The organism is Streptomyces sp. NPDC001970 (assembly GCF_053594115.1).
The window spans coordinates 469,530-486,197 of record NZ_JBSFDW010000001.1; the positions used below are offsets into that span (position 1 = coordinate 469,530).

At 68.8% G+C, this 16,668-nt stretch carries 18 protein-coding genes and 4 pseudogenes; 6 read left to right on the top strand and 16 right to left on the bottom strand.

Annotated features, from left to right (window positions below; all coding sequences use genetic code 11):
* Positions 1 to 67: 67 nt before the first annotated feature.
* Positions 68 to 217 (bottom strand): annotated as a pseudogene (locus tag ACWCP0_RS02300) (acetyl-CoA C-acetyltransferase); the annotation flags it as partial.
* Between ACWCP0_RS02300 and ACWCP0_RS02305 the strand changes: the two are divergent.
* Both ACWCP0_RS02305 and ACWCP0_RS02310 read left to right on the top strand, forming a co-directional pair.
* Positions 205 to 1,473: pseudogene (locus ACWCP0_RS02305) on the top strand (3-oxoacyl-ACP reductase). The pseudogenes ACWCP0_RS02300 and ACWCP0_RS02305 overlap by 13 nt on opposite strands.
* Positions 1,474 to 1,522: 49 nt before the next feature.
* Positions 1,523 to 2,398 carry a MaoC family dehydratase gene (locus ACWCP0_RS02310; protein ID WP_451076952.1) on the top strand — a complete coding sequence of 292 codons (876 nt, stop codon included), beginning with the start codon at positions 1,523 to 1,525 and terminating at the stop codon, positions 2,396 to 2,398.
* Here ACWCP0_RS02310 and ACWCP0_RS02315 read toward each other — a convergent pair.
* The 4 genes and pseudogenes from ACWCP0_RS02315 to ACWCP0_RS02330 all read right to left on the bottom strand — a co-directional run.
* Positions 2,361 to 3,017: a TetR/AcrR family transcriptional regulator gene (locus tag ACWCP0_RS02315; RefSeq protein ID WP_451076953.1), complete on the bottom strand. Its 657-nt coding sequence runs from the start codon at positions 3,015 to 3,017 to the stop codon at positions 2,361 to 2,363. The two genes, ACWCP0_RS02310 and ACWCP0_RS02315, sit on opposite strands and share 38 nt — an antisense overlap.
* Positions 3,018 to 3,168: 151 nt before the next feature.
* On the bottom strand, positions 3,169 to 3,243 hold the full coding sequence (locus ACWCP0_RS02320; RefSeq protein WP_451077016.1) for a 50S ribosomal protein bL37: 75 nt from the start codon (positions 3,241 to 3,243) through the stop codon (positions 3,169 to 3,171).
* A 44-nt stretch (positions 3,244 to 3,287) separates the two neighbouring features.
* Positions 3,288 to 4,073, bottom strand: a complete 786-nt coding sequence (arsM, locus tag ACWCP0_RS02325; protein ID WP_451076954.1) for an arsenite methyltransferase — start codon at positions 4,071 to 4,073, stop codon at positions 3,288 to 3,290.
* A gap of 312 nt (positions 4,074 to 4,385) precedes the next feature.
* Positions 4,386 to 4,541, bottom strand: a pseudogene (locus tag ACWCP0_RS02330) (dicarboxylate/amino acid:cation symporter); the annotation flags it as partial.
* A gap of 59 nt (positions 4,542 to 4,600) precedes the next feature.
* On the opposite strand from ACWCP0_RS02330, the gene ACWCP0_RS02335 reads away from it, so the two are divergent.
* Positions 4,601 to 6,046 (top strand): recombinase family protein, encoded by a 1,446-nt coding sequence (locus ACWCP0_RS02335; RefSeq protein WP_451076955.1) that lies wholly within the window; start codon positions 4,601 to 4,603, stop codon positions 6,044 to 6,046.
* A 119-nt stretch (positions 6,047 to 6,165) separates the two neighbouring features.
* Here the strand turns inward: ACWCP0_RS02335 and ACWCP0_RS02340 are convergent, their stop codons facing one another.
* From ACWCP0_RS02340 to ACWCP0_RS02355, 4 genes are all read right to left on the bottom strand, one after another.
* Positions 6,166 to 7,530 (bottom strand): replication initiator, encoded by a 1,365-nt coding sequence (locus ACWCP0_RS02340; RefSeq protein WP_451077017.1) that lies wholly within the window; start codon positions 7,528 to 7,530, stop codon positions 6,166 to 6,168.
* A 307-nt stretch (positions 7,531 to 7,837) separates the two neighbouring features.
* Positions 7,838 to 8,029, bottom strand: coding sequence for a hypothetical protein (locus ACWCP0_RS02345; protein ID WP_451077018.1), 192 nt, complete (start codon positions 8,027 to 8,029; stop codon positions 7,838 to 7,840).
* The gene (locus ACWCP0_RS02350) at positions 8,029 to 9,330 is read right to left on the bottom strand and encodes an FtsK/SpoIIIE domain-containing protein (RefSeq protein WP_451076956.1); all 1,302 of its coding nucleotides are present in this window, start codon (positions 9,328 to 9,330) and stop codon (positions 8,029 to 8,031) included. Before ACWCP0_RS02350 ends, ACWCP0_RS02345 begins: the two co-directional genes overlap by 1 nt.
* On the bottom strand, positions 9,327 to 9,671 hold the full coding sequence (locus ACWCP0_RS02355; protein WP_451076957.1) for an SCO3933 family regulatory protein: 345 nt from the start codon (positions 9,669 to 9,671) through the stop codon (positions 9,327 to 9,329). Before ACWCP0_RS02355 ends, ACWCP0_RS02350 begins: the two co-directional genes overlap by 4 nt.
* A 167-nt stretch (positions 9,672 to 9,838) precedes the next feature.
* Between ACWCP0_RS02355 and ACWCP0_RS02360 the strand changes: the two genes are divergently transcribed.
* A complete protein-coding gene (locus ACWCP0_RS02360) occupies positions 9,839 to 10,612 on the top strand; it encodes a GntR family transcriptional regulator (protein ID WP_451076958.1) in 774 nt (257 codons plus the stop codon).
* 407 nt (positions 10,613 to 11,019) lie between these two features.
* Here the strand turns inward: ACWCP0_RS02360 and ACWCP0_RS02365 are convergent, their stop codons facing one another.
* Positions 11,020 to 11,316, bottom strand: coding sequence for a hypothetical protein (locus ACWCP0_RS02365; RefSeq protein WP_451076959.1), 297 nt, complete (start codon positions 11,314 to 11,316; stop codon positions 11,020 to 11,022).
* 328 nt (positions 11,317 to 11,644) lie between these two features.
* Positions 11,645 to 12,139: an ATP-binding protein gene (locus ACWCP0_RS02370; RefSeq protein WP_451076960.1), complete on the bottom strand. Its 495-nt coding sequence runs from the start codon at positions 12,137 to 12,139 to the stop codon at positions 11,645 to 11,647.
* Positions 12,140 to 12,412: 273 nt separating this feature from the next.
* On the opposite strand from ACWCP0_RS02370, the gene ACWCP0_RS02375 reads away from it, so the two are divergent.
* Positions 12,413 to 13,786: a sporulation protein gene (locus tag ACWCP0_RS02375; RefSeq protein WP_451076961.1), complete on the top strand. Its 1,374-nt coding sequence runs from the start codon at positions 12,413 to 12,415 to the stop codon at positions 13,784 to 13,786.
* Positions 13,787 to 13,789: 3 nt separating this feature from the next.
* On the opposite strand, the gene ACWCP0_RS02380 is transcribed toward ACWCP0_RS02375, so the two are convergent.
* The 3 genes from ACWCP0_RS02380 to ACWCP0_RS02390 all read right to left on the bottom strand — a co-directional run bounded on the left by ACWCP0_RS02380 (position 13,790) and on the right by ACWCP0_RS02390 (position 15,838).
* Positions 13,790 to 14,710, bottom strand: a complete 921-nt coding sequence (locus tag ACWCP0_RS02380) for an aminoglycoside phosphotransferase family protein (protein WP_451076962.1) — start codon at positions 14,708 to 14,710, stop codon at positions 13,790 to 13,792.
* Between the two features lie 524 nt (positions 14,711 to 15,234).
* Positions 15,235 to 15,681, bottom strand: a complete 447-nt coding sequence (locus ACWCP0_RS02385; RefSeq protein WP_451076963.1) for a hypothetical protein — start codon at positions 15,679 to 15,681, stop codon at positions 15,235 to 15,237.
* A complete protein-coding gene (locus ACWCP0_RS02390; RefSeq protein WP_451076964.1) occupies positions 15,647 to 15,838 on the bottom strand; it encodes a hypothetical protein in 192 nt (63 codons plus the stop codon). Before ACWCP0_RS02390 ends, ACWCP0_RS02385 begins: the two co-directional genes overlap by 35 nt.
* A gap of 33 nt (positions 15,839 to 15,871) precedes the next feature.
* Between ACWCP0_RS02390 and ACWCP0_RS02395 the strand changes: the two are divergent.
* Positions 15,872 to 16,029, top strand: a pseudogene (locus tag ACWCP0_RS02395) (IS481 family transposase); the annotation flags it as partial.
* Between the two features lie 140 nt (positions 16,030 to 16,169).
* Here the strand turns inward: ACWCP0_RS02395 and ACWCP0_RS02400 are convergent.
* Together ACWCP0_RS02400 and ACWCP0_RS02405 are read right to left on the bottom strand one after the other, a co-directional pair.
* Complete coding sequence (locus ACWCP0_RS02400) at positions 16,170 to 16,409, bottom strand: hypothetical protein (protein WP_451076965.1); 240 nt, start codon at positions 16,407 to 16,409, stop codon at positions 16,170 to 16,172.
* On the bottom strand, positions 16,403 to 16,612 hold the full coding sequence (locus ACWCP0_RS02405; RefSeq protein ID WP_451076966.1) for a DUF4279 domain-containing protein: 210 nt from the start codon (positions 16,610 to 16,612) through the stop codon (positions 16,403 to 16,405). Before ACWCP0_RS02405 ends, ACWCP0_RS02400 begins: the two co-directional genes overlap by 7 nt.
* Positions 16,613 to 16,668 lie beyond the last annotated feature (56 nt).

Consider the following 16,668-nt stretch of genomic DNA (forward strand, 5'->3'; position numbering starts at 1 on the left):
GATGCCGGGAGGCCACCGATGCCGGGAGGCCACCGGCCGGCGGAGACGTCGCCGTCCGCCGGCGCCGCTACGGCCGCTCCAGGACCGCCGTCACGCCCTGCCCGCCCGCCGCGCAGACCGAGATCAGCCCGCGGCCGGGTGCGTCCCGCTCCGCGAGGAGCTTGGCGAGGGTGGCGACGATACGGGCGCCCGTGGCCGCGCTTCCTGACCCGTCGGCTCGGCCTCCCGGAACCGGCCGCGCTGCATCGCTGGACGCCCGGACACCCCACGCTCGACGGGGAGGTCCTGCATCTGACGGCGGGTTCGCCGACGGCCGGGACGGAGGAGCTTTCGGCGGTGCTCGCCCGGACCGTACTGCCGGTGGCTGCCTCGGACGCCGCTCCGGCAGCGGTCGTTCTCGACGCGACGGGCGTCACGTCCGCCGGCGCGCTCGCCGAGGTGCACGCGCTGCTGCACCCCGTCGTGCGGTCCGTCGCCGCGAGCGGCCGGATCGTGGTGCTGGGCGCCCCGCTCTCCGCCACGGACCACCATCAGGCGGCGGCCCAGCAGACGTTGGAGGGCTTCGTACGTTCCCTGGGCAAGGAGACCGGCCGGAACCTGACGGTGAACCTGGTACGGACGAGCGGGGCCGCGAACGCCGCGGAGTCGACGCTGCGGTTCCTGCTGTCGCCCAGGTCGGCCTACGTCAGCGGGCAGACCGTCGAGGTCGGCGCCGCACCGGTGACCGCCCCCGGCGACTGGGCCCGCCCGCTCGCCGGCACCGCGCTCGTCACCGCCGCCGCGCGCGGCATCGGCGCGGCCGCCGCCGCGACGCTCGTGCGCGACGGCGCCCAGGTCGTCCGTCTCGACGTCCCCCAGGCCCAGGCCGACCTCGTCCGCACCGTCGACCGGCTCGGGGCGACGGCGCTCCCGCTCGACATCACGGCCGACGACGCGGCCGACCGTATCGCCGCCGCCGTTCCCGACGGCCTCGGCATCCTGATCCACAACGCGGGCGTCACCCGCGACCGACGGCTCGCCAACATGCCTGCGGAGCGGTGGAGTTCCGTGCTGGACGTGAATCTGGCGGCGGTCCTCGACACCACGGACGCGGTGCTGAAGGCGGGTGTCGTGGCGAGCGGCGGCCGGATCGTCGCGACCGCCTCCATCGCGGGCATCGCCGGCAACGCGGGGCAGACCAACTACGCGGCGAGCAAGGCCGGAATCATCGGCCTGGTCCGCTCCCCGGCTCCGCGTGCCGGCGCCGAACACGTGGTCCACGGTCAACGCCGTCGCCCCCGGCTTCATCGAGACGAAGATGACCGCGGAGGTGCCCCTGCTGATCCGCGAGGCGGGCCGCCGTACGAACTCCCTGACCAGGGCGGCCTCGCGGAGGACGTCGCGGAAACGACGGCCTGGCTCGCCCATCCGGCCTCAGGACCGGTGAACGGCCAGGTGGTACGCGTGTGCGGCCAGTCCCTGCTGGGCGCGTGATCCCCCAACCCACCGGGCCGCACCCGGCGACGCCACGAAGGAACACACCATGGCGACCCGCACCCTGTCCTCGCCGCCCGCGCTGTGGCCCGTACTTCTCCGGGGAGCGCTCGCGTCGCCGTTCAAGCGGGTACGGGAGGACGCCGTCGTCCCGGCCACGCGGCTCGTGCTCCCGGACGCGGCCGTCGCGCCCGAACGCCTCGCCGCGTACGCCCGGGTCTGCGGATTCTCCGGGACCGGCGCGCTGCCGATCACGTACCCGCACGTCCTCGGCTTCCCGCTCGCCATGCGGCTCATGGCGGACCCGGCGTTCCCGCTCCCTCTCCTCGGGCTCGTCCACACCCGTGTCGACATCACCCGGCACCGGCCGCTGCTGCCGTCCGACCGGCCCGGCCTCACCGTGTACGCGGCCGGACTGAGCCCGCACCGGCGGGGCACCGAGGTGACGATGGTGACGGAGGCGTGGCTGGCGGGCGAGCTCGCATGGGAGTCGCGCAGCACGTATCTGTCCCGCCACGCGCGCGTCGGCGACGTGCCCGGGACGGAGACGGCTCCTGCCCACCCGGCCGCTCCCCCGCCCCTGGACACCCGCGCGCGGTGGCCCCTCGCGGCGGACCTCGGGCGGCGGTACGGCGCCGCGTCCGGGGACCGGAACCCCATCCATCTGTACGCCCTGACCGCCCGGCTCTTCGGCTTCCGGCGCGCCGTCGCCCACGGCGTGTGGACGTTCGCCCGCTGTCTCGCCGAGCAGCCGCACCCAGGGGAAATCCGCTACGCCGAGGCCGAGTTCAGGGCGCCCGTGCTCCTGCCCGGCACCGTGGAGTACGCGACGGACGACGAGGGCGCCTTCGAGCTGCGGGACCCGCGGAACCGGCGACGCGTCCACCTCACCGGCCGGACGGCGTCCACCGCTCGCCCCGCATGAGGTTGCCCAGGCCCTCCCAGGCGAAGTTCATCAGCGTGGCCGCGGCCTCCTTCGCCGAGACGCCCGGCGTCTCGTTCGCCCACCCGGCGAGCGACTCGGCCGCGCCCACCAGCGCCTGGGCGAGCCCTGCCACATCGCGGTCGGCGAGCTCCCCGCCCCCGTGGGCCTCGCGCGCCGCCGCCCCGATGAGCCCGGTCACGAACGCCACGATCTCGTCCCGCATCACCGTCACCTCCGCGGCGAACGGCTCCCCGTGCGTGCGCGCCTGCCGGTGCAGCACCGCCCACGCGTCCGGGTGCTCGGCGGTGTGCCGGAAGAACGCCGCGAGCCCCTCCCACAGCTGCCGGTCCGCCGGGAGCCCCGGATCCACGGCGGCTCGCACCGCCTCGATCAGCGCCGCGGCCTCGCGCCGGATGCAGGCGGTGAACAGATCCTCCTTGGAGTTCAGATACAGATAGACCAGCGGCTTGGACACCCCGGCCAGCTCGGCGATCTCGTCCATGGACGCCGCCCGGTACCCGCGCTGCCCGAACGTGTGCACCGCGGCGTCCAGCATCTGCTGCTCCCGCACGGCACGCGGCATCCGCTTGCCGCTCCTCCCGGCACCCACAGCGCCCATTCCGGCTTTCCTCCCGCCCCGCGGTCCTACCCCGCGGTAAGCCTACGGCCCGCCGGCAGCCGGGGCGGTCCGTGAGCGGCCCGCCCCGGCCCCCGCAGACCGGTGCCCCGGATCGCGGTCGATCCGGGGCACCGGTGAACTACGGGGCGGCTCAGGCGTTGGGGCGCTTGCCGTGATTCGCCTTCTTCTTCTTGCGGGCACGCCGCTTGCTGCCTCGCTTGGACATGGCCAGATCTCCCTGTTTCAGGACTTATCCATGGCCTCGTCAGTCTAGTTTCGGCCCATCGGGACCGCACCGCGACCGCCGCCGGCCGGCTTCACGGCGCGCACGACGGCGGAGTGCATGCCGTCCGCGACCCCATGGGTCGGCGTGACCTCGATGTCGGTGAACCCGGCGGCCAGCAGGCCCTCGCGGTACTCGGCGAAGGAGAGCGCTCCCGCGACACAGCCGATGTGGTCATCGCGCTCGGCACGCTGCTCGGGCGAGAGACCGTCGTCGGCGACGACGTCGGTGACTCCGATCCGGCCACCGGGGGCCAGGACGCGGAAGGCCTCCGCGAAGACGGCCGCCTTGTCCGTGGACAGGTTGATGACGCAGTTGGAGATGACGACGTCGATCGTGTTCGCGGGCAGCGGGACGGCCTCGATGGTCCCCTTGAGGAACTCGACGTTGGTGGCACCGGCCTTCCGTCGGTTGGCCAGCGCGAGGGCGAGCATCTCCTCGGTCATGTCCAGCCCGTACACCGTGCCGGCCGGACCGACACGGCGCGCGGAGAGCAGGACGTCGATGCCGCCGCCGGAGCCCAGGTCCAGGACCCGCTCGCCCTCCTGGAGGTCGGCGACGGCGAGCGGGTTGCCGCAGCCGAGCGAGGCGGCGACGGCTTCGACAGGCAGCAGGTCGCGCTCGTCGGCCGCGTAGAGCGCCGACCCGAAACCCTCCCCGACCTCGACGGGTTCGGCCCCGCAGCATGCGGCCCCACCCTCGGCCACCTGCACCGCAGCGGCCGCGTACCGCCGACGGACGGTCTCGCGCAGATCCACGGGCTGCTCACGCATGACCTCGACCCACCTCCGGAACGACGCATCGACGTTTCTCGAAACAAGGCTCCTCCGTAATTCGACAAACGTCAACACAGAGGGCCCGGGGCCACATCACAACGCCCGTGCCCCGCACCGAGAGTCCTGGGTGCGGGGCACGGGCGTTGCGGGCCGATGTGCGGGCTACACGGCGGCGGGCACCGCGACCTTGCGCCCGGCGTCGGTCGTGGCATCTGTCCGTCCGCAGTGATGGGGAACGGGACAAGAAGCGCCCCGGATCGCATGGGATCCGGGGCGCTTCTGTCGATCAAGTCAACGAGCCGACGACTGTCAGGCCGTCACGGGGACAGTCACCTTCGGCTCGGTCTCGCGCGCATCCACCTCGTCGATCGGTGACGACTTCGCCGCGTTGTACGCGTCGAGGTCGAGGATCTTCTCGCGGGCCGCGACGATGACCGGGACCAGCGCCTGACCGGCCACGTTCGTAACCCCACACTTGGTATGTACGTTAATTAGCGCGGTACAGGCCGACGGAGGGGACCATCATGGCCAAGCCAAAGCGCGTGGGGATCTACGTCAGGATCAGCAAGGACCGCAAGGGGCAAGAGTTAGGGATCCAGCGGCAGGAACAGGCGTGCCGCGAACTGTGCGAACGGCTCGGATGGGGTGTGCACAAGGTCTACCCCGAGAACGATGTGTCTGCCTCCACCACCAGCAAGCGACAGCGAGCGGTCTACTCCGAGATGCTGCGCGACGCGCGGGACGGCCTGATCGACGGCATCGTGGTCTACTCGATCGACCGCCTGACGCGACGGATCACGGAGCTCACCAGCTTCCTGGAGGAGCAGAAGGAACACGGCTTCGCCTTCGCCACGACAGAAGGCGAGGACACCTCCACCGCCAACGGCCGCATGATCCTGACGATCAAAGGCGCGGTCGCCCAGCAAGAGACCGAGCGCATGTCGGAGCGCGTGAACAGCTCACTCCTTCAGCGCCGCGAAAAGGGCAAGCCACATGCGGGAGGCCCGCGTGTTTTCGGATTCGAGCCAGGGTCGAATTTCCAGCGGCTCGTACCGGAGGAAGTCGAGCTGATCCGGCGGGGCTACCAGATGCTCATGGACCAGAGCCAGAAGACCCCCGGCGACGTGGCCCGCATGTGGAACGAGGCCGGCGCGCGCACCCCTGGCACCCAGACCGTGTGGACGATCCAGAAGGTCAAGCGCGTGTACCGCTCCGAGCGGGTCGGAGGCATCGTCACCTACAAGGGCCAGGACATCGGTGACAGCATCTATCCGCACCCGCTGACGCGGGAGGAGTGGGAGAACGTCCAAGCAGTACTCGATGGCCGGGCGACTCCTGCCGCCCAGGGCTCCGGCAAGCGGAAGCACCTCTACTCCGGGTTTCTCAAGTGCGGCGGCTGCGGCTCAACGATGCGCGTGCAATGGGCGACCACCCAAGGGCGCACGTTTCGCCGGACGTTCTGCAACTCCAGTTCGGTGGGGCCGAACGGCCTACTCGGCTGTGGCAAGGTCAGCCGCTCATACACATGGATCGAGGAGCGGCTGAACGAGGTCATGGAGGCCGCGCTCAACAAGCGACAGCCCCAGCCGCAAACAGCCCCGCCCGAAGATCTGACCGCCGTGATCTCTGTCCTGGAGGAGCGAATCCGCGGTCTTCGAAACCGTTGGAAGGAAGGGAAGATGGAAGACGAGGACTACTTCGACTCCCTGAAGCACCTACGCGACGAACTCTTGACGCTGCGCACACGCGAAGCGGCGGCGGTCGTCCAGCGGTCCCGCACCGAAACCGATGTCCTGGCTGTCTGGCGTGACGAGTCCGAGGAGAACCTCGAACGGCGCCGAGCCATCGTCGCCAGCGTGATCAAAGGGGTGGCTGTCTTCAGCGTCGGCAGGGGGCGACGGAAGCCGCCGGAGATCACCTCCATCAATGTCACGCCGGTAGGCGCAGAACCGGAGAGTTCTGCGGATTGACTGACCCCGCCTGGTCAGCGATGTAGCTATCGACGACCGCGGACACGCGTGCGTCGTAGTCATCCGGCGGAGTCCAGCGGTCCAGAATCTCGGTGATCCAGTCCGGAAGCGGTTGGGGGTCACCCGTCACTGGTGACCTCCCCACTTCTGGAGTTTTCCCTTGCGATCTCACGATTGCGGGCCAGGTCGTCAGCGATGCTCGCCGCGATGAGAGCCGCGCCTGATGAGTGGCCGGAGCCCACGTAGCGCCAGCGGGCATCAGTGACCGTGCCAGGCAGGTCGTCCTGCCCCTGGTGCTCTGCTCGCTCCGCTCTGAGCACGGCGTACGTCGTCGAGTAGGCCCGGGACTTGGTGAGGATGTGTCCGCGATAGCCGAGGGTATGAGCCCAGGCCCCCAGCCGTAGCGGCTCGTACTCTGGCAGGCCCCCAAGGCGCCAGCAGGTGCGTATGAGTGTGCGGACGTGTGGTGTCGCAGGTACGGCGTCGATGTCGTCCGCGGTTGCGAGTCGGTGGTCGGCGCCGGCGCCGGACTCGCTGGCGCCCTTGGTGACGTACTTGGCGACGTACGCGGCCACGGCATCGTCGGTCGGGCCGTCGCCGTCGGCGGTCAGCGGACGCAAGTCGAGCTGGGCGCCCCAGCGGTGGACGACTTCTCCTACGGCCGGGCTGTAGAGAGTGCGGACGGCGATGCGCGGAGCCGCAGCACGCACGGCGCTGGCGAGTCGGCTTGTGGTGGCCCAGGTCGGGGGTTCGTCGTCCGGGCCGGTCGGGCCGTCGAGGCGTACTACGGCGTGGATATGGACGGCGGCGCGCTTTTGGTACTCGGCGACTCGGGCGAACGAAAGGCGTGCATGGGCCGGGAAGCGGGACTGTGCGAGGCCGACCGATGAGGCGAGGCGTCGGCGGACGGCGATGACGAAGCGGTCCCAGAGCTTACCTGCGTGTGCGTGCCAGAGGACGTGGGCCGGATAGTCGTAGCAGTCCGGGCACAAGGGCTGACCGACAAGCGGATCGGTCACGGTGTGCACGGCGCCGCATCCGAGAGCGCGGCCGTGGTCGCACTCTCCGCCGGCGCGGCGCGGTCGACATCGTTCGCCGACGCGGTGTACGGGGCCGAAGGACGGCGCGGTCAGGGTAATGAAGAGTCGGGGCCTGGACCGCACCGCATCAGGGACGTTCTTGCCGCCGATCAGGCCCGCGCGGACCAGGTGGAACGTGTCGCCCGCGTGGAGACGGGAGCAAGGGGCGCAGACGGTTGCGCGGCGGTTGCGGCAGCGGACGAGGAGGCGTTCGCCGGGTTCGTTGCGGGTGTCGAAGTGGTGGAGGATCTCGCCGGTCAGCGCGTCCCGAGTGGTGGTCGATCCGGAGAGGTGGACGGGGTGGGCGCAGGCGCCAGTGGCGGTGATCTGTTCCAGCCAGCGTGCGAACTTGGGGTCTTGGGCGAGGCGTATCGCGTCGCGGTCTGCTTCGGAGAGCTGGCGCAGGCGCGCCGCGCGGTCGAGGGCAGCGCGCCTGTCAGCCGAGGTGGTCTTGGGTGTGATGGTGGAGGCCTTCCAGGGTGGGCCGCCGAGGCGGCGGGGTTGGTGGGTGGTGGCGCGCTGTCGGTCATGGGTGGCTCCTTACGTGGGCCGGAGGTGGTGTTGCGTGGGTCAGCGGACGGTGCCGGCGCCCCGGCAGATACGGCAGCGGTGGCGGCGTCCGGTCCAGGTGGTTCGGGCGCCTTCTCCCTTGCAGTGGGGGCACCTCACGCGGCTCATGGGCATGGCCTGGTCTGTCCTTCCTGCTCGGGGGTTAGCTGGAGAAGCCGTTGAACAGCCAGGTCACGAGTCCGTCGATGGTGAAGATGACGGGGGTCTGGCCGAGGTAGAGGCCGAAGAGTCCGATGCAGAGCGCTTCCCAGGTGCGTACATCGCGGGCGCGGACGAGGAGGACGGTGATGATTCCGAAGACCACTACGAGCGGTAGGGCGGACGCTTCGCCGATCACTTTGTGCCTCCTTCGAGCGCGGCGAGGGCGCGGCTGACGTCGGGCAGTTCGGATGTCATGGCGGCGTACTTCCTGGCCGTCGCGGTGGCTTGTTCGGTCGGTGTGAGGTGGGAGCGTGCTCGGCTCCAGCCGCCGTCGGGGCCAGTGCAGACGGCGACTCCGCGTTCCTCGGAGGTGATGGACTGGGCCACGATCACGGCGTCCTTGTTGAGATCGCCGAGGGTCATTTCCGCTGTGCCGGGGTCGTTCACCCGGTGGCAGATCCGGCCGCTGAGCTGGGCGCGCAGCGCGGTGACTCCGGGTCCGAGGTCGGAGCCGACCCGTTGGCCGGCGACGACCAGGTGCATGCCGAGCGCGGCGCCGAGTTGGGCCATCCGGAGGAGCAGAGTCGAGCACTGTTCGGCTTCGGCCTTGCTCTCGCGGGTGCCATCGGAGAGGTAGAGCTCCGCGAGCTCGTCGACGATGACGACGACCGGCACCGGCCGCAGCTTCTCCGGAAGCTCCCAGATCGAGCGCACTCCCGCCGCGCGGCAGGCATGCATGCGTTCCTGCATGTCGAGGACGAGCGCGCCGAGTACGGCGACCGCCTCGCGCCTGCATGTGGTCAGTGCGCTCAGCCGGGCGGCGAACAGGCCGAGTTCCATGCCGCCCTTGCAGTCGATCCCGACGAGGGCGACGGGCTGCGGTGCAAGCTGAATGATCAGCCGGGCAAGGAGCGTGGACTTGCCGGACCGGGTCGCGCCAGCGATCAGCCAGTGCGGAACAAGGCGCAGATCCATCACCCACGCCCCGCCGCTCTCCAGCACGCCTATGAGAGCGGACAGGAGCGAAACCGGGGCGGAGGCCAATCCGGGCCGCTCCAGCGGATCGCTTGCTGTCGCGGTCAGCAGCACAAGACCGCGTTCCGGCGAGGTGACCCGCACCGCATGGACCCGCCAGGCATGTACAAGCGCGTCGGCGGCCGCCATGTACGCGGCCGGGGTTTGGCCTGCGCGGAGTCGTACGACGACGGTCAGCCCCATACGGGTGGCGCGCGGGAACGAGATGCGGGGAGCCACGGGCCGCAACGCCTCGCCCCTGACCAGCAGGTCACCAAGCAGGCCACGGCGCGGACGCGGAGACACGGCAAGGTCGTTGAGGATGGCCACCTTGCGCCAGGTCAACAACACCCGGCAGGCGGCGACCGGGTAGCCGGCGACGTACCAGTGCCAGACGGGTCGGTTGCGCCGGAGCAGGTCGCCGATCACCAGCAGCCAGGCGAGGGTGGCGAGCGCGAAGGCGAGCAGGATCGCGTTCACGCGGCACCACCCGCCTTGGCCGGGGTGCTGGGCACGGGGGTGATGGCGTCGGCCCGGAAGCTGATGCCGTGCCGGTCGCCCATCGCCCAGGCGAACGCGGTCAGCCCGGTGACCTTGACGATCTGGCCTTCTTCCAGGCCCTTGGGTTCACCGGTGACGGCGATCTCGATGACCGAGATGCGCCGGCCGTCCTGCCGTACGGTGACGGCCACCGTGTAGATCGTGTTGCCGTCGCGGTCCTTCTTGACCTCCTTCGTTTCCATGCCGGTTGTCTTTGCTTCGGGCGTGATGGCGCAGCGCAGTACGCCGAGTCGCGTGGTGTCCACAGGAATGGACTGCATTGCGTGGGCCTCCTTGGCCACTAGAGGTGGGCCAGTACTTAAGCTGACGTCACTTGTCCTTACGAGTTACGACTATGGAGTGCTGTACGGCGAGGGGTCAACTACTTATGCTGACGAGTGATGTCGCGCGTGCGACGTACCTACGAGCCCACAGCGAAGGTGCCGAGATGACGGAGATCCAGCGCCCCGGCGCGCTCTACCAGCAGGTCGCCGCGGCCATCCGTGAGTCGATCCTGTCCAGCGAGTTCGATCCGGACGCCCCGCTCCCGTCCGAAGCCCAGCTCATCGCCCGGTACAAGGTCTCCCGACCGACCGTCCGCAACGCCATCGCCGCCCTGCGAGCGGAAGGACTGATCGAGGTACGGCACGGCAAGGGCAGCTTCGTGCGCTCCGGGCGACAGCCGTCGCTCAGCATCGCGCGCCGCGTGGGCCGCACGTCCCGTGGCCGCTTCGTACTCCGTGACGGAGCCGAGTGGGAGCAGGTCGAGGACGTGAGCGTCTACCGCTTGCACGCCACCGAGACCACCGCGCGCCTCCTCGAACTCGAAGCGGAGGAAGCGCTCTTCGGCTGTGACCAGCTGCTGGTTGAGCCTGCCACGGGCACGCGAGCCATGCACCGCATGCTGATCCCGTTCGCCACAGCGGAGGCCGTACCGGATCTTGCAGGGAAGCCGGACGCCGGCCCGGCCACCGTGTACGCCCTGCTGACGAAGGCGGGGCACAAGCTGTGGTGGTCCGAGACGGTACGGGCGCGCATGCCGCTCCCCGATGAGCGCACCGCCCTGCGGCTGCCCGATGCGACCCCGGTCCTCCACCTGACCCGTGTCACATGCGGCACCGACGACCAGCCGCTCGTCCTCGAAGAGCTCCGCCTCGGGGCCGATCGCGCCGAACTCGCCTATCGGATCGAGTCCGAGCCCGCCACCAGCGCCCGGTCCTGAGAACCGGCGATCGGTCGAAACTTTCTTCACTTCCTCAAGGGCGCGCCTGCGGCGCGCCAGGCAGCCTGCCCGCCCCGGCCGGGCATGCGGCGTGGCCGCCGGTCCCGTCCGGGCGCCGGCCGCCCTGCGCGACAGCGCGTCCGAAGGTGGCAGGATTCGACTGGTCGATGTCGGCCGGGGCACGGGTGGCTGGGGGTCGACGTCCTCCGAGGCTTTAGGCAGCTCCCACGGGGCGAGCCTCGAAGAGCAGGGGGCCGATCGGGCACCACAGCGGGCAGGGCAGGAGCCCGCCCGATTCGCCGGGCCAGCGTAAGGCCCCCTGCTCTCTCGCCCCATGGCAGCTACCGCCCAAAGCCTCTGCGGCCGGCGACGTGCCCACGTACCGCGCGCATCCCGTACGGCGCCCATCACGCGGCCCGTCCGTCCTGCTCCGCGACGAGCTCCAGGAGGCGCGCGAGCTCCGCAACCGCTCCCGTCCAGCCCGTCACACGGACGATGCCGCGCCCGTCGGCCGTGGTCCCGGCGACGGCCCGTACGTCCGAGAGTTCCAGGCCGACGCCGAGCACGGCGCGGTTCAGCCGGTCGGCGACGTCCCGCGCTTCGAGCCAGCCCGACAGGTAGTCCACGCTCGCGGACCACAGCCCGCCGTCTGTGTCGATCGCGTCCAGGCCATCATTGACACGGTCGCCGTCAAAGCCACTCACGACTGTCCACCTCTGTCCGATCTTGGGCAACGCTCCGTCAACTTCCTTGTCTGAAGGCGGAAGCGCAGCGCAGCGACCCCGGTTACCATCAGGCACCGGGGACCGCTGCGTCCCCTGCCGGGCCACCCTTCGCTTTCCAGGGCTGATGGGGTGGCCCGGTCTCGGTTTGAGGTTGTTGATCAGTGGTGCGGCCCCCTCGGGCGGGACGGGGGACCCACGGCTGACGGGGCCGCACCTTCGGCCGGAGCGGTCAGGACCGGCCTGACCGGCCCGCTGCCTTTCTCCCGATCGCGTGGGAGGAGGTAGGTAGGCAGCGGACCGGAGCTTTCTACGGCGACGCCGGGCGCCCCGGAGCGGTGTCGAGGTCGAAGCGGCAGTACACCGTCTTGCCGCCTGCTTCCTCCGGGGTCCACCAGAGCGCATCCGCCAGCCGCTGAACGATCAGCAGGCCACGTCCGTGGTCCGGCAGCACCGCTTCAGGGAAGCCGCCGATCAGCTCCGGGGAGAACACCTCACCCATGGGGAACGTCGGCGGGTCGGAGTCCTCATCGGTCACCCCGATGAACAGCCACTTCGGCCACTTCCGGAACGTCACGTCGATGCGGCGAGGACCTCCGGGCCGGGCCAGGCAGTTGTCCGGCACCGCGTGGTTCACGACGTTCCCGACCAGCTCTGACACCGCGAGCTGCGTGTCATCGACAAGGTGCGGGAGCTCCCAGTCCGTGAGCGTCGTCTGCACCATGATCCGGGCGGCTCGAACGGTGTCCGCGGAGTCCGCGAAGAGCGTCACCGCGCGGAACTGCTCAGCCGATCCAGCCGTCATCGGAACGTGCGGCAGGCACACCATCGAAGGCTTCGCTATGCGTTTGCTCCGGGCCAGATCCATGGCGTTCCCTCCCGTCCACCGACGGCTCGTTCCGGCCGTCGTCGCGTGTCAAACAGTCAACGGCGGACACGGTCCGGGCGGGAGCGTTCACTAGGGGGTCCACATGAACACCGGCAAAAGCAAAGGGGGTTCACCAATGAACCCCACAATGTCCCAGGGGCTGTGCCACGATGAACACTGGCTGTCACTTCTCGGATTGGCAGGGGGAGCATGAGCCGGGAGCCGAACGCACAGCTGATCGCAGTCATGAACGAAGCAAAGGTCTCGAACAAGGGCCTAGCGAAGCGGATGCGCGACCACGCCGAGCAGCAGGGCTCAGTGCTGGGAACGACGCACATCGCCGTACAGCGGTGGCGAGATGGCGCCGGCATCAAGCCCGAGACGGCGGCCGTCATGGCAGACGTTCTCAGCGCCAAGCTCAACCGCCGGATCACACCCGGAGACCTCGGCTTCTTCGACCCGTCGGAGAGGTCCGCTCCACAGCCCGTGGGCTACGCCGGCACCGTGCCCGACGTACTCGCCACGCTTGACCAACTCGCCCAGGAGCGCGCCGAGGCCCCTTCGCCCGGACAACTGATCGTCGCCGACGGCGATATCAGCTCCGCCGTTCTGTCATGGATGGTCGCTCGCCCCGACGGCATCCAGGCTAACCGCCCCGCTCAGCAGCGCGTCGGCATGCGCGACGTACGCGCCATCAGGGACGCCGCAAGCACCTTCATGCAACTCGACTTCAAGTACGGAGGCGGCCACGGCCACCGGGCACTACGCCACTACTTCCGCCACGAAGTCCTGCCTCTGCTGGACGCCAGCTATAGCGAGAAGGTCGGCATCGCGCTATTCGGCGCCGCCTCCGAGGTCTCCCAACTGCTGGCGTGGACCGCGTACGACTCCGGGAACCACCCGCTCGCGCACCGCTACCTGACCTCCACACTGCGCCTGTCCCAGGTCGTCGACGACCGCATGTTCGGCGCCCGCATCCTCGCCAACCTCAGCCACCAGGCCAACTACCTCGGCAATCACACCCAGGCCATCCAACTCGCACGCGCCGCCGTCGAAGGCGCCAAGGGCAAGGCGACTCCTCGGGCGATGTCGATGTACTCGGCCATGGAGGCTCGCGCCCTGTCCAACGCCGGCGACCCGACCGGAGCCGGCCGGGCTATGAACGAGGCAGAACGGCACTTCGAGCGCTCCGACACCGCCGACGATCCCGACTGGCTCAGCTACTTCGACTCCGCGGAGCTAATGGGCGAGCTCTGCCACTGCTTCCGCGACCTCAAGATGTGCCGCGAATCCGTCGATCACGCCCAGCGCGCCGTCAACGACACCGACCCCAAGTACGCCCGCACCCTCGGCTTCTGCCGCATGGTCCTCGCCCAGAGCCAACTCCTGAACGGCGAACTCGAAGCCGCCGTCACCACGGCCAGCCTCGCAGTCGACGGCGGCGACTCCCTCCAGTCCGCCCGCTTCCAGCGCTACGTCACCGACTTCCAGACCGAGGTCAGCATCCACGCAGCGAACCCCATCGTGGCCACCTTCAACGACCAGGTGCACGACGCACTCGCCCGCCTGGAGGACGACGAGTAGCGACTACCAGGGCCGCCAGTCACGAGGACCGTCATCGTTCCGCAGCCCGGCGATCCGGCGCCGGTACTCATCCGCGGTGTGCTCGTCTTCGCCGACGTTCTGCATGAGCCAGGTCGTCATGTGGAACTCCTGGATACGACGCAACGTGTCGTACCCGCCCCAGTCGTAGAGGTCCTGACCATACGCGGCCACGAAATCGGCGTACTGCTCGTCGGTCTGCCACCCGAGGCTGTGATGCTCGACGGCCGTCACCATGAGGTCCCACTCCGGATGGTCGAAGCAGAACACCTCAAAGTCGATCAGGACCACTTGCCCGCGATCGTCCACCATGAGGTTCTGCACATGCGCGTCCCCATGCACCGGCCCCTTGGCCGACTCGAACCGCAGCTCCGCGGACTCCTCACGCAACTCACGGTCCCGCTTGCGCAGGAACTCGATGTCATCGACCGGAATCCCCGAGGCCCGACCCAGGCGAAGGTCCGTCTTCCCGAACACGCTGTACGGAGGCAGTTCCAGGCCCGCAGGAAGCTCCAACGCGTGCAGGTCACGCAACACAGCACCGAGCTCCCCGTACGTCGCTCTCCGCTCACCCTCGACGATCAGATGCCAGAAGGTCACTGGGTGCCCGTCGATCAAGAGCGGCTGCTCCAGATCATCGACAACCCGAGCAGCAGCGAACCCCTCGCTCGCCAACCAACGCGAGACCGCCACCTCATTCCGAGACAGGGGCAGGTACTCGACCGACCGCGCAATGCGCACGATCACTGGGGCGGACGCCAGCCGGAACAGCGCGTTCTCCCCGAAGCGAATCAACTCCGCCCCTCTGGCATCTAGCCCCGCAGCCCGGCACGCGGCAACCATCACCTGCGTCGCCTCTGCCGACGTGAACCCTTCACCTGAACTCCGAGCAGCGTCAACCGCCATGCCCGAACCAGCTCCCCTAGTCGCGCGCGATCAACCGGCGCACGCCAACGGGCGACCAACCCACGTACACCGGACACGACAGAGACCGTATCGAGGGCTGCCACTCAGATCGAGGGGGCTGCCACGTCATGTTGCCGACTCCCCTCACCAGCCGCGCACCGCCCGCTAAAGAGCGTAGGCGCCGCTCCTGGGCACGGCGCGGGGTCGACGGCTCCCATACCCGGACGCATAAAGAAGCCATCCGTGCGCGCCGCAGGCGGGGTCGGCCCCGGCGCCGCCCACATGGTGTGTCAACGTCAAGGCTACAGAGACCAAGACACTATCGTTTCAATACGGGAGAGATCGCCGAGCTTCTCGCATTAGTCGCTCATACACTGCGACAAATTCATCAAGCGTCTCCTTGGTCTCCATTGCAGAGCATCGACCATCTTCGACATTTCCCGATTCGAGCTCATTCAGCAGTTCGCCCGCCACCTGCTTCGCAGTTCCGCTCGTCCCGTTAATTGCGGGAAGGGCGGGAACTCCTAGCCCAGGGAGTTGAGAGCCTCTCTCACTTCCTCCTCGCGATAACCGCTCCGCAGGAACAGCTCCTTGGGTCCCAGTGACGCACAGACAGCATCGAGCATGCGGCGCCACTTCGCCATGTCCTCCGGAGATGCCACGATCTCGATCGCCGACGACGCGTCGAAGACCGGCACCTTGCTGTTTCCGGAAACCAGGCGGAACCGGACATAACCCGTGGTCTCCCCGATTTCTCCACGGGCGCGACGGAGGATGCTCAGCAAGTCGCTCGCATCCGTGCGCGTGCATCCTTCGGACTCGATGACCCGGTCCGAAACGTTCGGCAACTCCTTGGCCACCTGAACCACAACTCCGAACCGCTCCGGACTCATCTCCAGAATCCCACCGGAATCTTCGGTACTGGGGTTCGTGAAATCACTCGAGTTCATCGTCGAAGTACTGCTGTCCATTCTTGGGTGTGAACACCGTACGTCCCATCGTGCCGGGGTCCTCGATGACCACGGCTCCCTTGCCCTGGTCCCAGTACCCCACACGCCCTCTCTTGAGGTACTTGACCTGCAGATTGGGCACCTCGCCCGTGATCACCCCGTCCACGTACTCGGCCATGGCCCCTCGGGTCGTTGACCCTCGCGCTGTCCGGACGAATGGGCCTACGCAAAGCCCTACCGCTCAGAAACCGAACGCCGCGAAGTGTTCCCGCAATGGCTGCACTCCTGCAATCACCACCGCGAACACACCGCGCTCGCAGGCAAACCACCCTTAGCCGCGCCCCCAACCTCACAGGGCAATACACCTAGCGCGGGATTGAGCGAATGAACACCTCATCCAATCCGCCCCGGGTGCTGAATTCCCACGTTCCACCGCCTGGGCCGCGAATCGCACGGCTGCCGCGCCGCTGGAGGGGCATCGGCGCGGCCTGCTGCCGAAAGACCCGACCCTACGAGACGGCACCATCCGATTCATCGCCGCACTCGTGATAGATGTACTGGTCGATGTCGAGCGATGCCCTGGCTGCACCCATCCAGGACAGCAGGTCGGCCCCGAGGATGATGCCCTTCTGCTGTGGGTCGTCGAGGTCTCTGATCTCTTGAAGGATCTCCAGAGAGACAGCAGCCTCCCCGGAGTCGACGAGTCGTCCGAGGGCCCCGGCGAGATCCGGCCCCCAGCCGACTACCACCGGCTCCAGATCTTCTGGCCTCGCGCCGCCTCCCGCTGCCCTGGCATGTCGGATCCAGGTTGCATGCGATCGCGGAGGCGACTGCGGGGCCTGCGACTTCCGATCGACGTTGACTCGTCGGGCTCCGCTCCTAGTCTCTGGGAGATTTCCTCCGGCTGCAAAGACTCGCTAACTCCCCTGAGATACATGCGAAATCCGCTCATGGCACGTACCTGTAATTCGTCGGAACCAGAATCTTTCCATCCTTGCTTACGAGAAT